Source organism: Gordonia mangrovi (genome assembly GCF_024734075.1).
Classification (GTDB): domain Bacteria; phylum Actinomycetota; class Actinomycetes; order Mycobacteriales; family Mycobacteriaceae; genus Gordonia; species Gordonia mangrovi.
Genome location: NZ_CP102850.1, coordinates 1,643,836 through 1,667,569 on the forward strand (window position 1 = coordinate 1,643,836; position 23,734 = coordinate 1,667,569).

Sequence of the window (23,734 nt, forward strand, 5' to 3'; positions counted from 1 at the left end):
CCATGAGCGGCCAACCTCTCGACGTCGACGGCTCCGATCCGGGTCCGGTCGAATTGCACGCGCGCAACGTCACGTTCGACTGGTCCGAGACCCCGCTGCACTGGATTCCCGACCATCCGGTGGCATCCAATTTCATCAGCGTGCTCAATCTGCTGCTGCCGGAGGGAGAACGGTGGTTCGTACAGACCTACAACGAGGCACTGCCCCTGGTCGCCGATGACGAACTCGCCGCGACGATGCGCGGTTTCATCGGACAAGAGGCCATGCACGCCGAAGCCCACGACCATGTCCTCTGGGCGTTCCTCGACACCCGCGGGATCGATCCCCGCCCCTATCAGCGGCAGATGGAGTGGATTTTCCGCAAGGTGCTGGGCCCCAGGGACTCCGGGACCCCCGTCGCCCGGCAGAAGCACCTCGTGGAGCGGCTGTGGTTGATCGCGGCTCTCGAGCACTACACCGCCATCCTCGGCGATTTCGCACTCAACAACTCCTGGGTGGAATCCGGCGCAGATCCCGGCATGACCGATCTGTTCACCTGGCATGGCGCCGAGGAGGTCGAGCACCGCGCGGTGGCACACGAGGTGGCCGTCTACTTCGGCGACAGCTACCTGCGACGCGGCCGCGCCATGCTGGTGGTGCTACCGATCCTGCTACTGCTGATCAATCGGGGCTTCCGCTACATCATGCGCCAGGACCCGACGGTGCGGTACAACTTCTTTCAGCGTCAGTACCACTACCATCGCGGGGTGCGCGCCGGGGTGCTACCCAAGATGCGCAAGATCGTGCTGGCCACTTTCAGCTACTTCCGACCGGGCTTCCATCCCAACGAGATCGGTAGTACCGCGCAAGCGGTCGCCTACCTCGCGGCCTCACCGGCTGCGCGCAACGCGGGCTGAACCGATGAATCAGCGCGCACACCCGCACAGCACGGAGATGACCTCTCCCCCACCGCACCTCTACGGCCGGTGGCGTCACGATCCGCTGCTGCGCGTCGGCACCCTGATCGCGAAGATGTGGTGGCCGTTCTGGCGTCCGCTGGCGCCGCTACACGTACCGGCCACCGACGACGGGGTCACCGTCCTTCGGGTCGTGGACCGAACGATGGTGGCCGAGGACGAGAATGTGGTCGCGCTGACCTTCGGCGCGCCCGACGGCGGTCCGCTGGCGCGCTGGCATCCCGGCGCCCATCTCGATCTGCTGTTGCCGTCCGGCCGCATGCGCGAGTACTCGCTGTGCGGCGACCCGGCCGACCGGCTTCACTACCGCATCGCGGTCCGCCGCATCCCGGACGGCGGCGGCGGGTCGATCGAGGTCCACGACACGCTGACCGTGGGCACCGAGGTGTCGATCAAGGGTCCGCGCAACGCTTTTCCACTGTCCATACCGGGCCACGGATCGCCGGCCCGATCGGTCCGCTTCATCGCCGCCGGCATCGGCATCACCCCGATCCTGCCGATGATGGCTGCCGCCGACCGGTTCGGACTCGACTGGTCGATGATATACACCGGCCGGAGCCGGGAGTCGATCCCGTTCATCGACGAACTCGCGCGCTTCGGCGATCGAGTCCAGATCCGGACCGACGATGAACACGGACTGCCGACCATGGACGCCCTGCTGGGATCGGTGGACCCCGAAACCGGCTGCACGCCTTCCGGACTGGCGGTGTACTGCTGCGGTCCGGTGCCGATACTGGAGGCGCTCTGGGCCCATCTCGCCGATCGACGCGACATCGAGCTGCACTACGAGCGATTCAGCCCACCGCCGGTGGACAACGGCGAGCCGTTCACGATCACCCTCGCGTCGACCGGCCGCCGGATTCCGGTGGCCGCCGACGAGACGGCGCTGGCGGCACTGCGCCGGGAGATTCCGTCGGTGCCGTACTCCTGCCGGCAAGGATTCTGCGGCACCTGCAAGGTGAGGATGCTGGCCGGCGACGCCGATCACCGCGACAACATCCTCACCGAGCCCGAGCGCGCAGCGGGCGCTTTCCTGACGTGTGTCTCACGCAGTTCCGGCGGTGACCTCACGCTCGACCTGTAGGCCGGCGGCGCCCGCGGGTTCGGCCGATGACCGACCCTCGCCCGGCGCCGGGGGAGCGACAGGCGCACCGCGCAGCAGATAGGCCGCCGCGAGGGCTGCGGCCGCGGTGATCGCGACAGCGACCCACACCGCGCTGTGCAGTCCGTCGACAAAGACCTCCTGCACCGCGATCTGCAGTTGTGCACCGACGGCCGCCGGCGCCTGACGCGCCACCTCGACACCGGCCATCACCGACTCCTCGGCGACCCCGGTCACCGCCTGTGGAAGCCCGAGCGCGGCGAGTCGCTCGCCCACCCCGGAGGTGTAGACCGAGGTCAACACCGACCCCAGCACCGCGACGCCGAGGGTGCCGCCGATCTCGCGGGTCGTGTCGTTGACCGCCGAGCCGGCGCCGGCCTGCGCCGGGGTCAACGCATCCATGATGACCTGGGTGCACGGCCCGGAGATGAACGCCAGCCCCATCGCCATCAGCGACATCGACCAGATGATCAGTTCCCAGTATCCCGACGTCCGCGACGAGATCTCCACCAGCGCAAACCCACCGGACATCAGCACCGCACCGCCGACAGCGACCGGGCGCGGACCGAAACGGTGCGACAGCGCCATCGCGACCGGCGAGAACACCGCCATCACCACCGCGAACGGGAGGGTCCGCAGGCCCGCCTCCAGTGGGCCGTAGCCCTGCACCGCCTGGAAGAACTGGGTGATCAGGAAGATGAATCCGAACAGCGCGAAGAACGCGACGCTGATCATGCCCGCGGCGGTGGCGAAATGCCGGTTGGCGAACAACCGGACGTCGAGGATCGGGTGATCGATGGTCAGTTCCCGCCGGCCGAACAGGCCGAGCGCACCGACGGCGATGGCGAGGCCACCGATCGTGCGCGGATCGGTCCATCCGAGGTGCGGTCCCTCGATCACCGAATACGTCAGCAGCCCGAGACCGATCACCGACAGCCCGAGCCCGACGAAGTCGAACCGCGAGACACGCTCGGGCCGGGTACCGGGAACCACTGCCACGATGGCAACCACCGCGATCGCGGCCACCGGGAGATTCACCCAGAACACCGACGACCAGGCATAGTGCTCGAGCAACCAACCGCCCAGCACCGGACCGACAGCCACCGCCACACCGGACGTCGCCGCCCAGATACCCACGGCTGCAGCACGTTCACGCGACTCGACGAAGATCGACACGATGATCGCCAGCGTCGCCGGGAACACCAGCGCGGCGAACAGACCCAGCCCGGCCCGCGCCGCGATCAACTGCCCGAGCGTCTGCGACGACGCCGCCAGCGCAGACACACCGGCGAATCCGACGATGCCGCTCAGCAACATCCGCCGATGCCCGAACCGGTCACCGAGGTAGCCGCCGGTCAGCAGCAGACCGGCGAACACCAGGGTGTAGGCGTCGACGATCCACTGCAACCCGGAGATCCCGGCATCGAGGTCACGCGCCATGGTCGGCAGCGCGACGTTGACGATCGTGTTGTCGACCATCACCAACAACTCGGCAAAGCACAGGGCCGCCAGGGCCCACCAGCGAGTACGCATGAGGCTTCTCCTTCACGAGGATTATTAGGACATCGTCATACTGTTGTGGCACGTTGTTCTACTCAAGTAGAACGCTGTGCTAGTAGAGTTGTCAACATGTCTCCGACGAAGAACTCCCGGACCCCGGCGACCGAGGTCCGCGCCAACCTCATTGCCGCGGGTCGCCGACTCCTCGAGCGCGACGGGGCCGCCGCGCTGACAGTGCGCGCGGTGGCCACCGAGGCCGGTGTCGCACCGATGGGGGTGTACAACCACTTCGACGGCAAAGACGGACTGCTCGACGCGGTGGTCACCGACGGCTTCGGGGAGTTCGGCTCCCAGATCGCGGCCACCGAGGCCGACCCCGCCGCGCGTCTGCTGGCCAGCGGACGCCGCTACCGTGAGTTCGCGCTCGCCAATCCCCGCCTCTACGAGTTGATGTTCTCCACCGAATGCCACCCCGACGACGACGTGGCGGCCGAGGCGTTCGAGGTGCTCGCCGACATCATCCGCTACGGTCAGGCGGCCGCGATCATCATGGCCGGCGATCCGTACGTACTCGCCGGACAGGTGTGGGCGTGCGTGCACGGTGCGGTGAGCCTCGAATTGGCCGCCTCGCATCCCCCATTCCTCGATCCGTCGGTCAACTACGCCCAGCTGCTCGATCTGATCGCACGAGGAATCCGAGCCTGACCAGTGTCCCGCGTCGGAAATGGCGCACCATCTGGGAGAATGTCGCGATGACCGAATACCGGATCGACGATCTCGCGCGCGCCGCCGGCACCACCACCCGCAATGTCCGCGGCTATCAGGACCGCGGCCTACTGCCGCGGCCCCTGCGTCGCGGCCGCATCGCGATCTACACCGACGCCCACCTGGCGCGCCTCAAGGTGATCAACGATCTACTCAAACGCGGCTTCACCATCCGTCACATCGGTGAGTTCCTCTCCGGACTGCAACGCGGCGAGAACCTGGCGAAGGTCCTCGGACTCGAGGAACTGGTCTCCGAGCCCTGGTCCACGGCCACCTCGACCACGGTGTCCGCCGACGACCTGCGGAACCTGCTCAACTCGGGCAACCCCGCCCACTACGAGCGGCTCGCCGAGTACGGGCTGGTCGAACCCGATGGCCCGGGCGATCCGCCCGACCGCTACGTCGTCCTCGATCAGGAAACCGTCTCCGCCTACGGCCGGCTGGTGAAACTCGGACTCCCCCTCAGCGGCATCCTGGATGTGCACGGCCATCTCGACCACCAGATGTCGGCCGTCGCCACCATCGTCATCTCCGCGGGTCGGCGTGCGGTCACCGAAGGGCACGAAGACGGTTGGCTGCCGCAAACGACTGCCGAATCTGATTGGGCGACAGAACTTCTGGGCGAACTACGACGCGCCGGCTCGGTGTCGGCGCACAACGCCCTCGACCGCGCGTTGGATCGCGACCTCGCCCGACAACTCAGTGAATACCTGAACCGGGCACGCGCATCCGCCGGCGATTCCTCGGACACCCCCGCGGTGACCTCGGAACCCTGAGGAGCCGGCCTCCCGCGTCAGAACGGTATGACGATCGGCGGCAGCCCGGGAATCGGATTGGGGATGGTCCGCTGCTGAGGTGGCGGCGGAACCGGGATCGGGGGTGGGGCCGGTGGCGGCGGCGGAGTCGCCTGCCGGTCCTGCGGACGACGCTGTGCCGGTGGCCCACCCGGCGTCGAATCCGGGGTTGAATACGTCTGCTGCGGTGGTGGCGGTGGGACATACCGTGCCGCCGGCTGCCGGGCATCGGCCAGTTGTGTCGGGTCGAGGCGATCGGCAGCGCCGGTCGCCGGACCGGCGGGTTGTGCCGGAGCCGAGCGCTGTGCGCCGTCGATGAATGCGGACAGTCCGTCCGGATTGTCCGCGTTGTCGCCGGCGAAGAACGCGATGACCCCCGCGACGACGAGCGCAGCTCCGATCCCGATGATCGCGCAGACCGTGACGATTCCGAGCGCCACCAGGGGTTTCGCCATCTTCTTCCGCGAACGACCCCGACGTTCCGGCGGCAGGGTCGCGATCCGCTCGGGCAGCGGGTGATCACTCGGGATCGGACCATCGTCCGGCCACTCCGGCGACAGCTCCGCACGCGCGATCGTCGTATCGTCTCGATGCCGGCCTACGCGACGGCCGGGTTCGAGCGGGCGTCGCGGGGGATCGTCGGTCGTCGTGGCGGTGTCACGACCGAGGGTTGCTGGGAGATCTCTCATCGGACCTGATGCCCTGCGGTATCGAGCATGTCCGGAACGCATGCCGGCTGGTTGCCGGTTCTCCAAATGTCAGGACACCCTGATCATCGATCAACCGGCCCGGCAGCTCGGGTGTCCGAACCTGCCGGAAACCCGACGGTAACACGCAACTCGACAGCACACAGTCCGAACAAACCCGCAGCACACGCCCGACGGTGCACTCGGTCAGCCGGGCAGGATGATCGGCGGCAGACCAGGAATCGGATTGGGGATGACCCGCTGACGCGGCCGCGGCCTCGGACGCGGCTGATTCTGCTGCTGCTGTGTGGGCTCGCTGGTGGTGGTCGGTGGCGGCGGCGGAGGCGGCGTGTAGCGTGCCGCTGCGACCCCGGCATCCACCACGTCGGCCGGGTCGGCGTAGTCCGGCGGTGGCCCATCGACGACGGTCTGTGTGGCGGCCGGCGATGCGGCCGATCGATCCTGGGGCTCTGCACCGGTGACGGCGACGGCGACCGTCACGGCGATCACGGCGACCACACCGGCGGCGCCCACGCCCGCGAACAAGCGTTTCGGTATGCGCGGCCGGGCTTGTCGAACGGATACGGGTCGCTCGGCGCCGGTCGGCTCGAACGCCCACTCACGCGGATCGTAGCCGCTCGGGGGCGGGGGCGGCCCCGCGTCCACGACCGTTCGCGGTGCCGGATCTACGGGCGTGACGGGCGCGTCGAGCAGATACGGGTCGTCGACGGCAGCGGTCGCCGCTTCGACATTCGCGGAATGTGGGTGAACAACCGGCGCACCGGGGTCGTCCGCCGGCGCGCCGGCCCGATCCTGCGCTGCCGTCACCACGGCGATCGGCTCGGTGATCGGCGTCGTCACATCGTCGATCCAGGCGGCCGGGAAGTCGCCCGACTGCGAGGGCTGCGCGACGGGTACCACCGCAACGGGTTCGGCGTCGCGCCCGGTGTCGCGGAACGCTGATGTCATCGAGTTCGCCCGCGGCGTCTCGGTGACCGCCGGGGGTACCGAGCCGCCGACCTCGGGGCCGGCAGGCGCCGTGGGCAGGGCGTCGTGAGGCGTGTCGTCGTCGGAGCCGATCCCGAGGACGGGCATCGAGACGCGGGCGGCGAGCGCCGTGGGCAGCCCCGGCCACAACTGGTGTCCCGCCACGAGCACCACCGACGTCACCGGTTCGGTAGCGGTTCGGGCGACCTCGTCGCAGAGCCCGGCGACTTGATCGGTCAGGGACTCGGCAGCTTCGTCCAGGTCGCGTCGAGCTACCCGAACAAACCGGACATGCTCGCGACCCATGATGAAGGTGGCGTCGGAGGTGGACAGGCGAACGCGGGCTCGCTCGGCGAGGTCGAGTACCTCCGCGGTCCACTCATCGCTGGTCGGCTCGGCGATGCGACCGGTGCGCACGAGATGATCGGCGAGCAGTTGGTCGAGCACCGCCGGGCGGATACCCGGGGCGACGCGGTCGCCGGTCACCGATTCGAGTCGCGGGTCGGCGAGCCCCACCCGCAGGCCACCGGGGCGTACATCGAGCACGAGGAACGGCCGATCGGCCGGGATACCGCGCGCCGCGTGCCGGGCCGCGATGGCCCCGAGTAGAGATGGGGCGAGTGGACGTTCGTCGAAGTCGGTGGTCGCGTCGACCGACCGATCGCCATCCGTCGAGTCGTCTGTCATCCGATCCGATGCCCTGCGTCCGTAGATTCCCCCGCGTGCCCGCCTCGGCGATGTCGCTCGAGATGACGTGCGGTCACGACACTAACATGACGGCCTCAGGCGCGCGGTCGGGCGATCTCCGGGGCGACGGGATCGGCGCCCGGGGTCGGGTCGGTCGGAAAGTGCGAGACCGTTGGCCGCATCGGCCCGCCCAGGGCATGCAGCTGCCATCCGGCCGCCTGCCACGCTGCCGCGTCGAGGCAACGCCGACCGTCCACGATGACCCGGGCCCGCACGACGTCGGACAGTTCCTCGGGCAGCATGTGCACGAACTCGGCCCATTCGGTCGCCACCACGACCGCGTCGGCCTGATCGCAGGCGTGCACCGCGGAGTCTGCGTACTCCAGCGTCGGGTAGAGACGACGCGAGTTGGCGGTCGCCTTCGGGTCGAAAACGGTCACCGTCGCCCCGCGCAGCGACAGCTGGCCGGCGACATTGAGTGCGGGCGAGTCGCGGACGTCGTCGCTCTCCGGTTTGAAGGCCGCGCCCAGGATGGCGATGTTGGCGCCCAGCACGTCCCCGCCGACCGCCTCGGCCACCAGGTCGACGAGCGCCGCGCGGCGACGGGTGTTGATGGCGTCGACCTCGCGCAGGAATCGCAGTGCCCGACCGGCGCCGACCTCGTCCGCGCGGGCCAGGAAACCGCGGATGTCCTTGGGGAGGCAGCCACCACCGAAACCCAGTCCGGCGTTGAGGAATCGGCGACCGATGCGGTTGTCGTAGCCGATCGCGTCGGCCAGTGTGGAGACGTCGGCGCCGACGTTCTCACAGATCTCGCTGACCGCGTTGATGAACGAGATCTTGGTGGCCAGGAAGGCATTCGCCGATACCTTGACCAATTCCGCTGTTGCCCAGTCGGTCTGGATGAACGGGACACCGGAAGCGAGGATCTCGCGGTAGATCTCGCCGAGCACCTGTGCGGCCGGGCCGTCGGCGCGGTTGGGATCGGTGCCCAGCACCAGGCGGTCCGGGTCGAGGGTGTCCTCGACGGCGAACCCCTCCCGCAGGAACTCCGGGCTCCACACGAGCTCGATGTGTGCATCGGGCGCGGCGAGCACCGCGATCCGCTGCGCGAGCGCCGCCGCGGTACCCACCGGCACCGTCGACTTGCCGATGATGAGGTGTTCGCCGCGGACCAGCGGCGTCAACGCGTCGACGGCCGCTTCGACATGCGAGAGGTCGACGCCGTATCCGCGACGCAGCTGCGGGGTGCCGACGCCGAGGAAGTGCACGGACGCGAAGTCGGCGGCCTCGCGGTGGTCGGTGGTGAAACGCAGCCGTCCCGCGGCCAGGTTGCGACGCAGCACGTCGGACAGGCCGGGTTCGAAGAACGGCACCTCGCCGGCCTGCAGACGGGCCACCTTTTCCGCGTCGACGTCCACACCCAGCACGTCGTGTCCCAACTCGGCCATGCAGGCCGCGTGGGTGGCTCCGAGGTAGCCGCACCCGATCACAGTCAGCTTCATGACTCTTTGGGTACGCGGGGTTTCCGTCCTTGACGCTACGGCGACGTGACCCGCCCCGATCGAGCGGGTGAACACGGAAAGTCGAAGGTGAATGCGATCAGAATCGGACGCTGCGCCGTCAGTCGGCGGGTCGCGTGAAGTTCAGATAGGCGCGTGACGGCGTCGGTCCGCGCTGCCCCTGGTATTTCGAGCCGACCGACGAGCTGCCGTAGGGGTGTTCGGCCGGGCTCGACAGTCTGATGAGACAGAGCTGGCCGATCTTCATCCCGGGCCAGAGGGTGATCGGGAGGTTGGCGACGTTCGACAACTCCAGGGTGATGTGGCCGGAGAAGCCCGGGTCGATGAAGCCCGCCGTCGAGTGGGTGAGCAGTCCCAGCCGACCCAGCGATGACTTGCCCTCCAGCCGCCCGGCGAGGTCGTCGGGCAGGCTGCAGACCTCCAGGGTGGAGCCGAGCACGAACTCTCCCGGATGCAGCACGAACGGCTCACCCTCGGCGGGTTCGACGAGAGAGGTCAGTTCGTCCTGACGCTGCGCCGGATCGATGTGGGTGTACTTCGTGTTGTTGAAGACCCGGAAGAGCCGATCCAGCCGCACATCCACGCTGGACGGCTGCACCAAGGCGGGATCGAACGGCTCGAGCGCCAACCGTCCGTCGGCGATCTCGGCGCGGATGTCGCGGTCGGAGAGGAGCACGCTGTGAGGTTAGCCGACGCGGGTTGGTGAACGACCGATGACCGCCGGCTGTCGAACCAGATGCGAATCTGCCCGAAGCATGGCCAACCGCCCGAATCCTCTTTTACAGTGACCCGCGTGACTGTCACGTGATCAGCGCGTGATGTGTGCGAGACACAGGTGGCAGAGGTAGATGCGCGGGCGTGGGGGTTTCGGTTTGGTGGTCGATGGTCGTGCGCGCCGACGCGCGCTGGTGGTCGCGGTTGTCATGCTGGTGGTGACCGCGGTCACGGTGTCCTTCGGTGCCGAACGCGGTGTCGGCGCAGTGGCGTCGGCCGCCCCGGTCTCGCCGTCCACGGCGAGTCCGCGGCCTGCGGACGCCAGGGACGAGCCCGAGGAGTGCGTCGGCTCACGGTTCGCGACGTTCGGGGCCGTCTACGACGCGATCTTTGATTCTCTGCTACCGACGATGCCACCCGAGATGCAGAAACGGGCCCCGTCGATCAAAGCGCGGGCCCATCGGGACATGCAGGGACTGCGGATCTCGAAGCTCGCGGTCTCCAATCACCCCTATGACATGGGCGCCGACGACGAGAGCCCGATCATGACCTATCGGGATCCGATCTCGCAGTGGATCGTGACCCAGTTGCTCAACGTGCGCGAGGGTGATGCGACCGAGGCGATCCCAGTGGAGAACCTGACCGTCGCGCAGGCCGTGGAGACGGTGTGGCTGTACCTATATGTGACAGTGATGGTGCCCTTGACGATCGCCCGTCGGACCGTGCCGTCGATCGCGACCGTGGCCGGGCCGATCAGCGTCGGCACCCTGATCACCCTGCCGATCCTGCTCGGGGTATTCGCCGCGACGCAGGTGTACCAGGCCGTCAGTGCGCGTCTGATCGATGCGTGCATCGTCTCGGTGTCCCGCTCGGAGAAGGAGAACGCGGGCAAGGCTGTCAAGGATCTCCGTTTCACCGGGTCGGTGCCCGCGCTGCTGCGCGACATCGCCGATCAGGTGGACCTCGCCGACCCGGAGACGTGCCCCGCGATCGGCACCTTGCCGCTGTCGCGGATCGTCGAGCGGACCTCGACGTACCTCCAGTCGATTACCTCCGACGCGGCGACCGATCGCCGGATCGCTGCGATGGGCGACGATGTGCGGCAGTGGATGCAGCAGACCCGAGTACATCAGAACCTCATCCCGGCCGATCCCGCCGACTACAACACCGCCGAATACGTCATCTCTCAGATCGGCGTGCTGATCCCGTACGTCGGTGGCGCGCCCCTCGACGTGGTGATCGGATTGAGCCACAACCGCAATCAGGGTGACGACTTCGCCGCGACGGTACCGATCGCCGACCTGTCGGTGACCAAGACGCTGACCGCGGCGTACTACGCCTACGCGTTGGCCGCGCACATGGTCGAGTTGGCCTGGTCCCAGGGCGGGGTGGACCCTGCCGCGGCTCTGCTCAACGATTTGTTCCCCGACGCCGGCATCACCGCCGACATGATCCCGAAGTCCACCGGTCTCCTCGGCGCACCCAACCTGTACGGACTCGTCGTGTACCACAACGTGTTGCGTTCGATGTGTCTCGCCGAGGACACGCGCCCGGCCGCACCGAAGGCGTCGACAAATCGGGTGCCGGTGTCGGCTGCGCGGTGGTGATGCGCGCAATCAGGCGCGGCGGCGCGGCCGCACCGCCCGCTCGGTGATCGCCAGCACCAGTCGGCGCGGCGCAAAGCGGTTCGACGCGGCCATGATCCGGTTCGGCACCCCGTCGACCACGCTAGGTTTGCCGCCGTCCAGCGCACGCAGCGCGGTGTCGACCACCTGCCGCGTCGTGCGCCGCGCGCCGACGGCCGCATCCGCGGAGCCGGCCACGTCGAAGAAATCGGTATCGGTCGCCCCCGGGCACAGTGCGAGAACCTTCACGCCGAGCTGTCGGCCCTCCCACCACAGCGCCTCACTCAACGACAGGACGTAGGCCTTCGTGGCGCCGTAGACGGCCATGTGTGGGATCGGTTGGAACCCAGCGGTACTGGCCACATTGACGATGGCACCGACGCCACGGTGGGCCATCCGCTGGAAGTAGACCGTGGTGAGGTCGGTCAGGGTGGCGACGTTGAGCGCCACCTCGTCGCTGATGCGACCGGGGTCGGCGTCGACGAGGTCGCCGTGTGTGCCGAAACCGGCGTTGTTGATCAGCATGTCGACGGTCAGGTCTCGCTTGTCCACCTCGGTGATCAGGGTTTCGGCCGCGCCTGGCAGGGACAGGTCGGCTGGGATGACCTCGACACGAATGCCGTGCCGAGCGGCCAGTTCGTCGGCGAGTGCGGCGAGCTTGTCCTCGCTGCGGGCCACGAGGATCAGGTGAGATCCTTCGGCCGCCAACGTGTGTGCGAACTCGGCGCCGATGCCGCCGCTGGCGCCGGTGATCAATGCGGTCTTGTCCCGATAGTCCATCGGGTCGCTCCTGTCGGTCAGGGTGTCGGATGGTGGAGGATGCCGAGGCCGGCGAACGCCAGGTCGGCGAGGATGTCGGCGTGCCGGGCCAGCTGCGGGCCACGGTCGGCGGGTGTGCCGACGTCGACGAGGCCCTTGATGCCATGGAAGGCGCCCACCAGGACCGTCGCCAGCCCCTCGGCGTCGAGTTCGGCACGGAATTCTCGCGTCTGCTGGCCGGCGCGAATGATGCCGGTGAGCAACTCCACCCACGCCTCGGTCGGTTGGGTCACGTCCTCCAGCACGTCGTCGGCCCCGAGCTCGTTGGCCAACCGCACCACACTCCAGGCGCCGGGTTCGCGCTCGAGCAGATCGAGCATCGCCGGCAGCAGGTCGGCCAGTTGCTCGGTCGGCGTCGGGTGTGCCAACACCCGACACTCCACCTGCTCGACCCATCGGCGTTCCTGGTCGGCGATCACGGCCGCGGCCAACGCCGCCTTGGATGGGAAGTAGAAGTAGAACGCCCCCTTGGTGAGGCCGGAGGCAGTGATGAGTTCACTGAATTTCGTTGCCGAATAGCCTTTTTCGGCGAATCCGACGGCAGCCACCTCGAGCAATCGGGCCCGGGTCGCGACACCCTTCGCCGTGGATGGTTGCGCAGGACTCACGATCCCAATAATAAACCTGCCGGTCGGTTTTTACAAACCTTCCGGTAGGTTTACCCATTGTTTCGGCGGTTTCTCCTGCTCAGCCCTGGCCGCTGGCCCGGACCGCCAGTTCGGCAACGGCAAGCGCGAGTCGACGCGGTACGACCTGGCTGATGGCGACGGCCACCGCGTTGTAGAGCCCGTCCACAACGCTGGGCTTGCCCGCCTCGAGCGCCCGCAGCGCGGTGTTGACCACCTGACTCGTGGACCGTCGCGGTCCGACGGAGTCGGCGTTGGCGCCGGCCGCCTCGAAGAACCCGGTGTCGGTCGCGCCCGGACACACGGCGAGCACCTTGACCCCGTGCTGTTTCCCCTCCCACCACAGTGCCTCACTGAGCGACAGGACATACGCCTTGCTGGCCGCGTAGACGGCCAAGTGTGGGACCGGTTGGAAGGCAGCGACACTCGCCACGTTGATGATCGCGCCGGTGCCCTGCTGTGTCATCCGCGACATGTAGACGGCGGCGAGGTCGGTGAGCACCCCGACATTGAGTGCGACCTCCCGACGAATCCGCGCCGGATCCGAGTCCGCGAAATCGGAGTGCATGCCGACCCCGGCATTGTTGATCAGGATGTCCACACTGAGTCCCCGCCGGTCGATCTCCTCGACGACGTCGTCGGAAGCGCAGGGCTCCGACAGATCCGCCGCCAGGTATTCCGCACGTATGCCGTGGCTGTCGTGCAGGTCGGTGGCGAGCTCTTTGAGCTTGGCCTCATTGCGCGCGACCAGGATGACGTGCGATCCGCGGGCGGCGAGCGCCCTCGCAAATGCGGCGCCGATACCTCCACTGGCGCCGGTGATCAGGACGGTCTTGTCGCGGTAATCCACGCGTGACTCCTTTGTCGGGCAGGTGCGGTCAGTTGAGTATGGAACCGACCCGCACCCCACGTCTGCCGAACGGCCGCTCCGCCACCGAGCGATCCGTCACACCATCCATCGGGGCGCCGACATCACCGCACTTCGACCCGTTTGCTACGCTGTCGATCGCGAGTCTCGGCTCGCACGCCGATGTAGTTCAATGGCAGAACATCAGCTTCCCAAGCTGAATACGCGGGTTCGATTCCCGTCATCGGCTCCGAGAAAGCCCAGGTCAGAGCTATTTGACTGTGGCTTCCGCGGTACCTGGGGCGATTCGGGGCCGCAGGCGAAGTCGGGGACGGAATATCAGACCCGCGTGAACACTCATCGCGTGGGCAAATCGGGGCATCGGATCGTCGTCGAAGATGAAGGTGACGTCTTGCGCGCCGTATGGAAGTCACAGCCGACCGACAGAACGGCGGCGGGCCGCGCCTCAGACGACGGTGATGCCGCGAGCGGCGAACTGCTCGTGGACACGCGCGAGCAGGTCCACGCTCGGCGCCCGGGTGTCCTCCAACAAGTAGGGCTCACCGGTGGCAACCCACTTCTCGCGCCCCAGCTGATGAAAAGGCAGCACCTCAAGACGTTCGACACCGTCGAGACCGGCCACCAGATCTGCGATCGCCTCGACGTTGTCCACGTCATCGGTGAGCCCCGGGACCAGCACGAAGCGAATCCACATCGGCCGCCCCCGGTCGGACAGCCGGCGCGCGAAGTCGAGGGTGGGCTGCAGCTGCCGGCCGGTCACCCGCCGATACGTCTCCGGCAGGCCCGACTTGATGTCGAGCAGAACCAGATCCACCAGGTCGAGATCCACGTCGTGCAGACGGGCACCGAACAGACCGGAGGTGTCCAGTGCGGTGTGGATATCGAGCTCGTGGCAGCGCCGGATGACGTTCATCACGAACCGCGTCTGCAGGAGCGGTTCTCCCCCGGAGATCGTCAGTCCGCCGCCGGTGACCTGCATGACGGTCCGATAGCGGAGCACCCGTTCCATCACCTCGTCCACGGTGTGCCGGACACCGTCGGCCATCCGCCACGAGTCGGGATTCTGACAGTACTGGCAACGCATTCCGCAGCCGGCCATGAACAACGTCATCCTGGTGCCGGGGCCGTCGACGGCGGTGGACAGATCCCACGAATGAATCGATCCCACCTGGTGATCGGAGATCTGTGCGCTCGCGGCGACCTCCCGGTCCGCGACCTGCATCGGGGGTGAGTCCGGCCGTGTCACCGGCATCCCTACAGCCCGGCGTGGAAGGTGCGGGAGAGGACGTCGAGCTGCTGCTCACGGGTCAGGCGGACGAAGTTCACGGCATATCCGGATACCCGGATCGTCAACTGCGGGTATTTCTCCGGATGCTCCATCGCGTCCGTCAACACCTCCCGGCTGAGCACGTTGATGTTCACGTGGAATCCCCGCGACACCATGTACGCATCGAGAATGCCCACCAGATTCGTCACCTGCTCGGTCGCAGTGCGCCCGAGCCCCTCCGGCACGATCGAGGTGGTCAGTGAGATTCCGTCCTGTGCCTGGGAGTAGGGCAGCTTGGCCACCGACAGCGCGGAGGCCATCACACCGTGCACGTCGCGACCGTTCATCGGGTTGGCCCCGGGCGCGAACGGCTCACCCATACGCCGCCCATCCGGGGTGTTGCCGGTGTGCTTGCCGTAGACCACGTTCGAGGTGATCGTCAGCACCGACTGGGTGTGGGTCGCGTTGCGGTAGGTCGGCTGGCGCCGCACCTTGTCCATGAATCGGCCTACGAGATCCACCGCGATCTCGTCGGCGCGGTCGTCATCGTTTCCGTAACAAGGAAACTCGCCACTCACCCGATAGTCGACGACGAGACCCGAGTCGTCCCGGACAGGAGTCACGGTGGCGTACTTGATCGCCGAGAGGGAGTCGGCGGCCACCGACAGCCCGGCGACGCCGCATGCCATCGTGCGGAGGATGTCACGGTCGTGCAGCGCCATCTCCAGCCGCTCATAGGCGTACTTGTCGTGCATGTAGTGGATGCAGTTGAGGGCATCCACATAGGTTTCGGCCAGCCAGTCCAGCAGCCTGTCATAGGCCGCCATCACCGTGGCGTAGTCGAGAACATCGCCCTCCACCGGCGCCGACGCAAGGGCGACCTGCTTGCCGGACAACTCGTCACGGCCACCGTTGATCGCATAGAGCAGAGCTTTCGCCAGATTCACCCGGGCACCGAAGAACTGCATCTGCTTGCCGACCTCCATGGCCGACACACAGCAGGCGATCGCGGAGTCGTCACCCCAGCAGTCACGGATGAGGTCGTCGGACTCGTACTGGATGGCCGAGGTGTCGATCGAGACCCGGGCGCAGAACTCCTTGAACCCCTGCGGAAGCCGATCCGACCAGAACACGGTCATGTTCGGCTCGGGCGCCGGTCCCAGGTTGTAGAGCGTCTGCAGATATCGAAACGATGTCCGGGTCACGAGCGCGCGGCCGTCCTCGCCCATCCCGCCGATTGTCTCGGTCACCCAGGTCGGGTCACCGGAGAACAGGGCATCGTATTCCGGGGTCCGCAGGAACCGCACGATGCGCAATTTGATGACGAAATCGTCGATGATCTCCTGCGCCTCGGTTTCCGACAACGTGTTCTCCGCGAGATCACGCTCGATGAACACATCGACGAACGTCGAGGTGCGGCCGAGCGACATCGCGGCGCCATTCTGCTCCTTGACCGCAGCGAGATAGCCGAAGTACATCCACTGCACTGCTTCTCGCGCATTGGTCGCGGGACCGGAGATGTCGAAGCCGTAGGCCGACGCCATCTGCTTGAGCTCCCCGAGTGCGGCGATCTGCTCGGAGTTCTCCTCACGGTCGCGGATGACCTCGGAGGTCGAGCGCTCCATGTCCAGTTCGAGGCGATCGATCTTCTTGCCTTCGATCAGGGCATCGACGCCGTAGAGGGCGACGCGCCGGTAGTCGCCGATGATCCGCCCACGCCCGTAGGCGTCGGGAAGTCCGGTGACGATGTGGTTCGCGCGTGCGGCGCGCACCGCTGGTGGGTAGACGTCGAAGACGCCGTCGTTGTGGGTCTTGCGGTATGCGGTGAAGACCTTCTCGAGATTCGGATCGACCGGATAGCCATATGTCTCAAGTGCATTGACCACCATGCGCCAGCCGCCGAAGGGCATGATCGCCCGTTTCAGCGGTGCGTCGGTCTGCAACCCGACGATGACCTCTCGGTGCCGGTCGATGTAGCCGGGGCCGTGCGCAGTGATGGCAGCGGGCGTCTGGAAATCTATGTCGTAGACGCCTTTCCGGCGTTCCTCCGGGAACATCGCGGATAGCTTCTCCCACAGTTCGACGGTGCGTGCGGTGGGTCCGCGCAGGAACGAGTCATCCCCCTCGTAGGGCGTGTGGTTGCGTTGGATGAAGTCCCGGACATCGATCGCATCGCACCAGTCACCGGGAGTGAAACCGCGCCATGCGATACCGCGCGGGTCATCTGTGCCAGGTGGGGTGCGACGGTCGGCTGCATGAGCGGTCATGAGCTGTGCTCCTTGTCAGATGGATTCTCCCCGGATGACCGGCCGACGACGCTGGCGGCAGTGGACTACTACACCAACGATATGACTGGGGCGGGTACGCGCACAGGGGTACAAGGACCCCTGTGCCGCGACCTCCGCCATCATGGTCGGTCCGGGTGGCAACGGCCCCGATCTGGATCGGTGACGCGGATCACCGTCGATTCGCCGGGAGTCCGGGCTGGGGAACGCGCCGAGTTCTGTGATCGCGGGTTCAGGGAGGACGGCCCCCGACGTCATCATCTGCTTGATCGTCAACGGGGTCGAGCCCGACCGCGCCGGCGCGTCGAGAGCAGATGCTCAACGAACAGACTTGTCGCCAAAGACGCGACTGTCCGCAGCCATGAGTAAGACAAACGGCGCGTTTCGGTCTTGGGAACGTAGTGAATGGCCTAGCGTAATTCGCAGAACCTGACGGCGACGGCGTTCTGGCGAACGGAAGTTTCGATTATGACTTCGACCAAGGCCAAGCATCGAGAAGCGGGACCTGTTCGGCGGCTGGGCTATGCCCTCCCGGCCCTCACCGCGGGAGTGGCCGGCGCGTCGATAGTCGGTGCCGCTGTCCTGCAGGTGACCGTACCCGCCGACGGCGCGACGACACCCGCGGTGCAGCCGGCCTCGCTCGGCGTGCCGCTGGCAGCGCCGGGTGCCTTCTGTTCGTGGTGGAATGCGAACTGCTCGGCAACGCCACACAGATCGACAGCGGCGTGGGCCTCGGCGGTTCTCCCGTTCAACGGCAGTGCGACGATCGATGCGCCGATGATCGGACCCGGTGGCTGGCTGATCGGCGATGGAATCGATGCCGCCGCAGACTGCACCGGCACCGACTGCAACGGCGGCGACGCCGGATTCCTGTATGGCAAGGGCGGTAACGGAGCCAATGGCGGGTCCGGCGGCCGGGCCGGTCTGGTCGGCGACGGCGGCGACGGCGGCGATGCCACCGCTGTGGGCCAGGACGGCGGTGCCGGCGGGACCGGCGGGGCCTTCTTCGGCGACGGCGGCGACGGCGGCGACGGATATCTCGGCAGCAACGGTGGAAACGGCGGGGACGCCGGGCGGTGGGCGCTGTTCGGTAACGGCGGCAACGGCGGTAATGGTGGCGACGGCGCTATGGCGGCGTTGATGATCCTCGATATGGTCGCCGGTGGTGACGGCGGTCAGGGCGGCAACGCCGCACTCCTGTTCGGCATCGGGGGTGCGGGCGGCTCCGGCGGAGACGGGGCGGAGGCCGCTGATGCCGTGGCCGCGACGCCGACGCAGGCCGCCGACGGTGATCCGACGTACGCGCTGCCGGGCGGAACCCCATATTCGGACGAGGAGACCGGAACCAACGGTGGCGATGGCGACCCGGGCACCGTCGCGGGCGAGGCCGGCGGTGACGGTGGCAACGGTCAGGGTTCGGCCACCGGCTCATACGCCACCGGCGGAGATGGCGGCGCCGGGGGCAACGGCGGAACCGGCGCAGACGGTGGCGACGGCGGTAGCGGCGGCGACGGTGGTTTCGGCGTCGCGTACGCCACTGGCGGCGACGGCGGCACCGGCGGCAACGGCGGCACCGGGATCGCGGGCAATACCGGCGCTGCGGGCGGCGCGGGCGGCCAAGGTGGCCGCGGCGGGCTGATCAGTGGCGACGGCGGCGAGGGCGGCGAGGGCGGCAACGGCGGCGACGGCAGTGCCGGACTTCCGGGTGGAGATGGCGGCAACGGCGGCGACGGCGGGGACGCCGACGCGAACTTTGGCGGCCTCGGCGGCGATGGCGGTGACGGCGGCAATGGTGGCCAAGGTGGCCAAGGTGGTGATGGCGGCCCCGGCGGTGCGGGCGGCGCGGGCGGTGACGCAGGGGTGTTCGGCGGCGACGGCACCAGCGGCACCGGCGGCGAGGGCGGCAGCGCCGCGGCCGGTGGTCAGGGTGGCGGCGCGGGCGCCGGCGGCGGCGCCGGTGCCGGCACCTTCGCCAACGGTGCTACGGGTAGCGCGGGGAGTTCAGGCGCCTCCGGTGACGACGGCTCCGACGGTGCGAGTGGCTGACCGTTGGTCGAGAGAGCCATTGAGTACATCTCGTTAGGAGAACATCACGGTGCGGATGAATGACGCGCGAGTCGCGTTCGCGGACTTCGCCACCCGCCTCGAAGACAACACCGATCTCCTCGAACACACAGTGATCGACCTCGCATCAAGCACGGCAGCCGCCGCACGCTACGAGCGATCCGACGCGGACAACGGCCGCCGAACGGTCTGGGCGGGGACGTGCTCACACACGCAGGACGACCGGCCCTTCGACTTCGTATCGGCGGGCTTGGGCGGCATCGAGTTCGACTCCGCTGATAATGGATTCGAATTCCGAGATCTCGGCGAACCGGCAGAAGTTGCTCTCCCCGAACTTCGAATGCGCAGCCACCAGGACCGACCGGCGGGCCACTTCGATCGCCGTGCTCTTCACCGCGGCGACCGCCGGGTCCGACGTCGTCAGGCCGTGTTCCAGCGAGATCGCGTTGGTCCCGAGGAAAGCCACGTCGATCACCAGGCCACGCAACATCTGCGTGGCCCAGTGATCGACGACCGCCATGGTCCGGCCACGCATTCGGCCGCCGAGCAGTAGCACGGTGACGGTGGTCGAGTGCGACAGCGCCTGCGCGGCCAGTAGCGACGACGTGACCACGGTCAGGTGGCGGTCGGCAAGCCGCTCGGCGATCAGACGTGGCGTGAAACCCTCGTCGAGGTAGACGGTTTCCGCGCCGTCGAGCAACCCCACGGTCGCCTTGGCGATGCGCTGCTTCTGGGCGAGATCGACCTGACTGCGGTACTCGACTCCGGATTCGAATCCGGCCGTCTCCACCGGGACCGCCCCGCCATGGACGCGCTTGAGGAGTCGACGGCCGGCCAGCGCTTTGAGGTCGCGCCGAATGGTCTCGCTGGCCACGTCGAGTTCGTCGGCGAGGCTGTTGACCTCCACCCGTCCGTTGGCGCGGGCGAGCTCCACGATGTGACTCTGCCGAGTGACGGAATCCACGAGCATCAAACTACCGGTCCACCACTAACAGGGTGTGGGAGACCTCCTCGGGGCTGTCGGCGGCCCGCAGCCGGGCGACCTGGTCGGCGTCGAGGAAGACCTGCGCGATCTGGTTGAGCAGGGCGAGGTGGTCCTTGCCGGCTCCGGCGATGCCGACGACGAACTCCGCCTGCTTGCCGTTCCAGTCGACCGGCTGGTCGTAGCGCACAAATGAAATTCCGGTCCGGCGGATAGAGACCTTCGCGTCGTTGGTGCCGTGCGGGATGGCCAGACCGTTGCCCATGAAGGTCGACACACTCTTTTCCCGGTCGTGCATCGCGTCGACGTAGGAGGGGTCGACGGCTCCGGCGGTGACCAGCAGTTGCCCGGCCTCGGTGATCGCCTCGGCCGCGGTAGTCGCCGACCCGTGCAGCACGATCGACTCCAAGGCGAGCACGTTGCCGCCGGTATCGGCATCTGCCTGCGACACCTCGGACGCCGACTGCTGCACCGCGGTGCCCGCGGCGGCTGCGACAGCGGCGCCGGCGGTCGCGGTCCCGGCTGCGTGGCGGGGTCCGTGCCCAGTGTCGGCGTCCGGTTGGTCCGAGGCCTCGACGTTGGTCCGCCCCAGCATCTCGACGATCTCGTCGTAGCGCGGGCTGCTCATGAAGTCGTCCACTGAGACGTGGATCGCCGACGGTGTGGATTGCCGCGCCCGGTCAGTCAGGTCCTCGTGGGTGACCACGAGGTCGTGAGTATCGGTGAGGTTGGAGATCGCCTGATTGACCACCGTCACGTCCTGGTGGCCGGCCTGCTTGATCTTCTTGCGCAGCACCGAGGCTCCCATCGCCGAGGACCCCATGCCCGCATCACAGGCGAAGACGATGTCGTGAATCGCGCCTTGGTGTTCCGGGCCGGCGAGAGCCGACGCGACGCTTGACTTCTTGCCCTTCATCGATTCCATCGACGCGGTTGCCGCAGCCAGGTCGGTGTCGTCCTTGTTGCGGTCGGCCTTGAGCAGCACCGCCGACACCAGGAACGAGACCGTTGTCGCACCGAGGACCGCCAACGTGACTCCGAGGAAACTGTCGCCCGGGGTTTGGGCATAGATCGCGATGATCGAACCGGGGGCGGCCGGCGCGCGCAACCCGGTGGCGAAGATGACGTTGATGAAAACGCCGGTCATGCCGCCGAGGATGGCCGCCAGGATCAGCTTCGGCTTGGCCAGCACGTAGGGGAAGTAGATCTCGTGGATACCGCCGAAGACCTGGATGATGGCCGCACCCGGCGCGGTCGCCTTCGCGAAGCCTTTGCCGAAGAACGAGAACGCCAGCAGGATGCCCAGTCCGGGGCCGGGGTTGGTCTCCAGCAGGAACAGGATCGACTTGCCGGTCTCGACGGCTTCGGCGGTGCCAAGCGGGGTCAACACACCGTGGTTGATGGCGTTGTTGAGGAACAGCACCTTGGCCGGCTCGATGAAGATCGACGTGAACGGCAACAAGTTGGCCTCCACCAGAAAATCCACCGCGTTGCCCGCGGCGCGGGTGAACGCCTCGACGATCGGCCCGACCCCGAAGAACCCGAGGATCGCGAGCAGCAACCCGAGGATGCCGGCGGAGAAGTTGTCCACCAGCATCTCGAAGCCGGGGCGGATCTTGCCTTCCCACAGCCCATCGAGATGCTTCATCAGCCAGCCGCCCAACGGACCCATGATCATCGCGCCCAGGAACATCGGCACGTCGGCGCCGGCGATCACGCCCATGGTGGCGATCGCGCCAACCACCGCGCCGCGGTTACCGTGCACCATACGGCCGCCGGTGTAGGCGATGATGATCGGTAGCAGGTAGGTGATCATCGGGGCGACGACCCCACCGTCCTCATAGGCGCCCCAGCCGCCGATCTCGGCGACCCAGCCGTCCGGGTCCTTGAGCGAGTCGAAGATCCCGGTCAGCCACCCGGCCTCGATGAACAGAGCAGTGAGCAGCCCCCAGGCGATGAATGCGCCGATATTGGGCATGACCATGTTGGACAACCCGGTGCCCAGTTTCTGCACACGGACACGCAACCCCGACTTCTTCTCCGGTGGTGACGCGGCCGACATTTCGGGGGTGGTCGCAGCTTCTGACATGGGATTTCCTCCACTTTCGACAAGTCCAGTGACCTCAGTCACAAGGCTCAGTAAACCTCATACTCGGGCATATGTGCAAGTATTCGGGCTAACTTGGGCAGAAAAATGAGTGGATTTATGCCCGTTTAGGGTCTAGAGTGCTCTACAGCACACCGTGCTGCCTGCCCTGAAAAATTCGAGAGGACCACCCCATGAAGGCACTACGCTTCTACGCACCCGAGGACGTCCGGCTGGAGGATGTTCCCGAGCCGACATGCGCGCCCGATGAGGTCAAACTGCGGGTGCACAACTGCTCGACGTGCGGCACCGACGTCAAGATCTTCCACAATGGCCATCAGAACCTGACCCCGCCGCGCACCATCGGCCATGAGGTCGCCGGTGAGGTGGTCGAGGTCGGGGCCGAGGTGAACGCCACCTACGGCAGCAACTGGCAGGTCGGCGACCGGGTGCAGGTGATCGCGGCCGTGCCCTGCGGCGACTGCCACGAATGCCGCAGGGGCTGGATGGCCGTGTGCGCCAACCAGACCTCGGTGGGCTACCAGTACGACGGCGGCTTCGCCGAGTACATGGTCGTCCCGCGCCAGGTGCTCAAAGTCGACGGACTCAACCGCATTCCCGAGAACGTGGGCTACGACGAGGCGTCGGCCGCCGAACCGTTCGCCTGCGCCATCAATGCCCAAGAGCTGCTGGGAATCGAAGAGGGCGACACCGTCGTCGTATTCGGTGCGGGCCCGATCGGGTGCATGCACATTCGCATCGCCCGCGGCGTGCACCGCTGCGGCCCGGTCTACCTCATCGACGTCAACGAGGGCCGACTGGAGATGTCGGCGGATGCGGTCGCCCCGGACGAGATCATCAACGGCGCCGAGGTCGACGTCGTCGAGCGGGTGATGGAACTGACCGGCGGCCGCGGCGCCGACATCATCATCACCGCGACCGCCGCCAACGTCGCCCAGGAGCAGGCACTCGCGATGGCCGCCCGCAACGGCCGGATCTCCTTCTTCGGCGGACTACCCAAGACCGATCCCACCATCACCTGTGACTCCAACGTGGTGCACTACCGGCAGTTGCACATCCACGGTGCGAACGGCTCGGCCCCGGAACACAACCGGCGCGCGCTCGAGTACATCTCCACCGGTCAGGTACCCGTCAAGGACCTCATCACCCGGCACATCCCGCTGGAGAACGTGCTCGACGCATTCCAGATCGTCAAGAGTGGTGAGGCGATCAAGGTGACCGTCGAGCCGGCGGCGGCGGAGATGACGGTCGGAGTCTGAGGATTCCCCGGGCCGGGGCGAGTTGCCCGCGCCGGCCTGGGCCCGATCAACACATTGTGCCGCAGACGCTTTTTTGACGTTGGTGAGGCACGCCGGTCGGCAACTGCACTGATAGGCT

Annotated in this window: 19 protein-coding genes and 1 tRNA gene; 8 read left to right on the forward strand and 12 right to left on the reverse strand. The window is 67.3% G+C overall.

Annotated features, from left to right (window positions below; translation table 11 throughout):
* The first annotated feature begins 2 nt into the window (after positions 1-2).
* Both NWF22_RS07510 and NWF22_RS07515 read left to right on the forward strand, forming a co-directional pair.
* On the forward strand, positions 3-896 hold the full coding sequence (locus NWF22_RS07510) for a metal-dependent hydrolase (RefSeq protein WP_160903802.1): 894 nt from the start codon (positions 3-5) through the stop codon (positions 894-896).
* A 4-nt stretch (positions 897-900) separates the two neighbouring features.
* Positions 901-2,040 carry a PDR/VanB family oxidoreductase gene (locus tag NWF22_RS07515; protein ID WP_160903803.1) on the forward strand — a complete coding sequence of 380 codons (1,140 nt, stop codon included), beginning with the start codon at positions 901-903 and terminating at the stop codon, positions 2,038-2,040.
* On the opposite strand, the gene NWF22_RS07520 is transcribed toward NWF22_RS07515, so the two are convergent.
* Positions 2,002-3,591, reverse strand: coding sequence for a DHA2 family efflux MFS transporter permease subunit (locus NWF22_RS07520; RefSeq protein WP_160903804.1), 1,590 nt, complete (start codon positions 3,589-3,591; stop codon positions 2,002-2,004). The genes NWF22_RS07515 and NWF22_RS07520 overlap by 39 nt on opposite strands.
* A gap of 96 nt (positions 3,592-3,687) precedes the next feature.
* Between NWF22_RS07520 and NWF22_RS07525 the strand changes: the two genes are divergently transcribed.
* Together NWF22_RS07525 and NWF22_RS07530 are read left to right on the forward strand one after the other, a co-directional pair.
* Positions 3,688-4,263 carry a TetR/AcrR family transcriptional regulator gene (locus NWF22_RS07525; RefSeq protein ID WP_160903805.1) on the forward strand — a complete coding sequence of 192 codons (576 nt, stop codon included), beginning with the start codon at positions 3,688-3,690 and terminating at the stop codon, positions 4,261-4,263.
* A 47-nt stretch (positions 4,264-4,310) separates the two neighbouring features.
* Positions 4,311-5,099, forward strand: a complete 789-nt coding sequence (locus NWF22_RS07530; protein ID WP_160903806.1) for a MerR family transcriptional regulator — start codon at positions 4,311-4,313, stop codon at positions 5,097-5,099.
* 17 nt (positions 5,100-5,116) lie between these two features.
* Here NWF22_RS07530 and NWF22_RS07535 read toward each other — a convergent pair whose 3' ends face one another.
* The 4 genes from NWF22_RS07535 to dcd form a co-directional block, all read right to left on the reverse strand.
* Positions 5,117-5,806, reverse strand: a complete 690-nt coding sequence (locus tag NWF22_RS07535) for a hypothetical protein (protein ID WP_160903807.1) — start codon at positions 5,804-5,806, stop codon at positions 5,117-5,119.
* 204 nt (positions 5,807-6,010) lie between these two features.
* Positions 6,011-7,477 carry an Hsp70 family protein gene (locus NWF22_RS07540; protein WP_160903808.1) on the reverse strand — a complete coding sequence of 489 codons (1,467 nt, stop codon included), beginning with the start codon at positions 7,475-7,477 and terminating at the stop codon, positions 6,011-6,013.
* A gap of 95 nt (positions 7,478-7,572) precedes the next feature.
* Positions 7,573-8,982: a UDP-glucose dehydrogenase family protein gene (locus NWF22_RS07545; protein WP_160903809.1), complete on the reverse strand. Its 1,410-nt coding sequence runs from the start codon at positions 8,980-8,982 to the stop codon at positions 7,573-7,575.
* Positions 8,983-9,100: 118 nt separating this feature from the next.
* Positions 9,101-9,676, reverse strand: coding sequence for a dCTP deaminase (gene dcd / locus NWF22_RS07550; RefSeq protein ID WP_160903810.1), 576 nt, complete (start codon positions 9,674-9,676; stop codon positions 9,101-9,103).
* A gap of 172 nt (positions 9,677-9,848) precedes the next feature.
* On the opposite strand from dcd, the gene NWF22_RS07555 reads away from it, so the two are divergent.
* On the forward strand, positions 9,849-11,321 hold the full coding sequence (locus NWF22_RS07555; protein WP_160903811.1) for a hypothetical protein: 1,473 nt from the start codon (positions 9,849-9,851) through the stop codon (positions 11,319-11,321).
* A 9-nt stretch (positions 11,322-11,330) separates the two neighbouring features.
* Here the strand turns inward: NWF22_RS07555 and NWF22_RS07560 are convergent, their stop codons facing one another.
* From NWF22_RS07560 to NWF22_RS07570, 3 genes are all read right to left on the reverse strand, one after another.
* Complete coding sequence (locus NWF22_RS07560) at positions 11,331-12,119, reverse strand: SDR family NAD(P)-dependent oxidoreductase (protein WP_160903812.1); 789 nt, start codon at positions 12,117-12,119, stop codon at positions 11,331-11,333.
* 17 nt (positions 12,120-12,136) lie between these two features.
* Positions 12,137-12,766, reverse strand: a complete 630-nt coding sequence (locus NWF22_RS07565) for a TetR family transcriptional regulator (RefSeq protein ID WP_160903813.1) — start codon at positions 12,764-12,766, stop codon at positions 12,137-12,139.
* Positions 12,767-12,845: 79 nt separating this feature from the next.
* Positions 12,846-13,634 carry an SDR family NAD(P)-dependent oxidoreductase gene (locus NWF22_RS07570; RefSeq protein WP_160903814.1) on the reverse strand — a complete coding sequence of 263 codons (789 nt, stop codon included), beginning with the start codon at positions 13,632-13,634 and terminating at the stop codon, positions 12,846-12,848.
* A 176-nt stretch (positions 13,635-13,810) separates the two neighbouring features.
* Here NWF22_RS07570 and NWF22_RS07575 point away from each other — a divergent pair.
* A tRNA-Gly gene (locus NWF22_RS07575) sits at positions 13,811-13,881 on the forward strand.
* Between the two features lie 216 nt (positions 13,882-14,097).
* Here NWF22_RS07575 and pflA read toward each other — a convergent pair.
* Together pflA and pflB are read right to left on the reverse strand one after the other, a co-directional pair.
* The gene (pflA, locus tag NWF22_RS07580) at positions 14,098-14,874 is read right to left on the reverse strand and encodes a pyruvate formate-lyase-activating protein (protein WP_233751777.1); all 777 of its coding nucleotides are present in this window, start codon (positions 14,872-14,874) and stop codon (positions 14,098-14,100) included.
* Between the two features lie 32 nt (positions 14,875-14,906).
* A complete protein-coding gene (pflB, locus tag NWF22_RS07585) occupies positions 14,907-17,186 on the reverse strand; it encodes a formate C-acetyltransferase (RefSeq protein WP_160903816.1) in 2,280 nt (759 codons plus the stop codon).
* A 486-nt stretch (positions 17,187-17,672) separates the two neighbouring features.
* Here pflB and NWF22_RS24480 point away from each other — a divergent pair, with 486 nt between their 5' ends.
* A complete protein-coding gene (locus NWF22_RS24480) occupies positions 17,673-19,250 on the forward strand; it encodes a hypothetical protein (RefSeq protein ID WP_160903817.1) in 1,578 nt (525 codons plus the stop codon).
* 223 nt (positions 19,251-19,473) lie between these two features.
* Here NWF22_RS24480 and NWF22_RS07595 read toward each other — a convergent pair whose 3' ends face one another.
* Together NWF22_RS07595 and NWF22_RS07600 are read right to left on the reverse strand one after the other, a co-directional pair.
* On the reverse strand, positions 19,474-20,232 hold the full coding sequence (locus NWF22_RS07595) for a DeoR/GlpR family DNA-binding transcription regulator (protein WP_160903818.1): 759 nt from the start codon (positions 20,230-20,232) through the stop codon (positions 19,474-19,476).
* Between the two features lie 10 nt (positions 20,233-20,242).
* Entirely contained in the window at positions 20,243-22,339 is a 2,097-nt protein-coding gene (locus tag NWF22_RS07600) for a PTS mannitol transporter subunit IICBA (RefSeq protein ID WP_373691985.1), read from the reverse strand.
* A 191-nt stretch (positions 22,340-22,530) separates the two neighbouring features.
* Between NWF22_RS07600 and NWF22_RS07605 the strand changes: the two genes are divergently transcribed.
* Positions 22,531-23,616 (forward strand): zinc-dependent dehydrogenase, encoded by a 1,086-nt coding sequence (locus tag NWF22_RS07605; RefSeq protein ID WP_160903819.1) that lies wholly within the window; start codon positions 22,531-22,533, stop codon positions 23,614-23,616.
* Positions 23,617-23,734 lie beyond the last annotated feature (118 nt).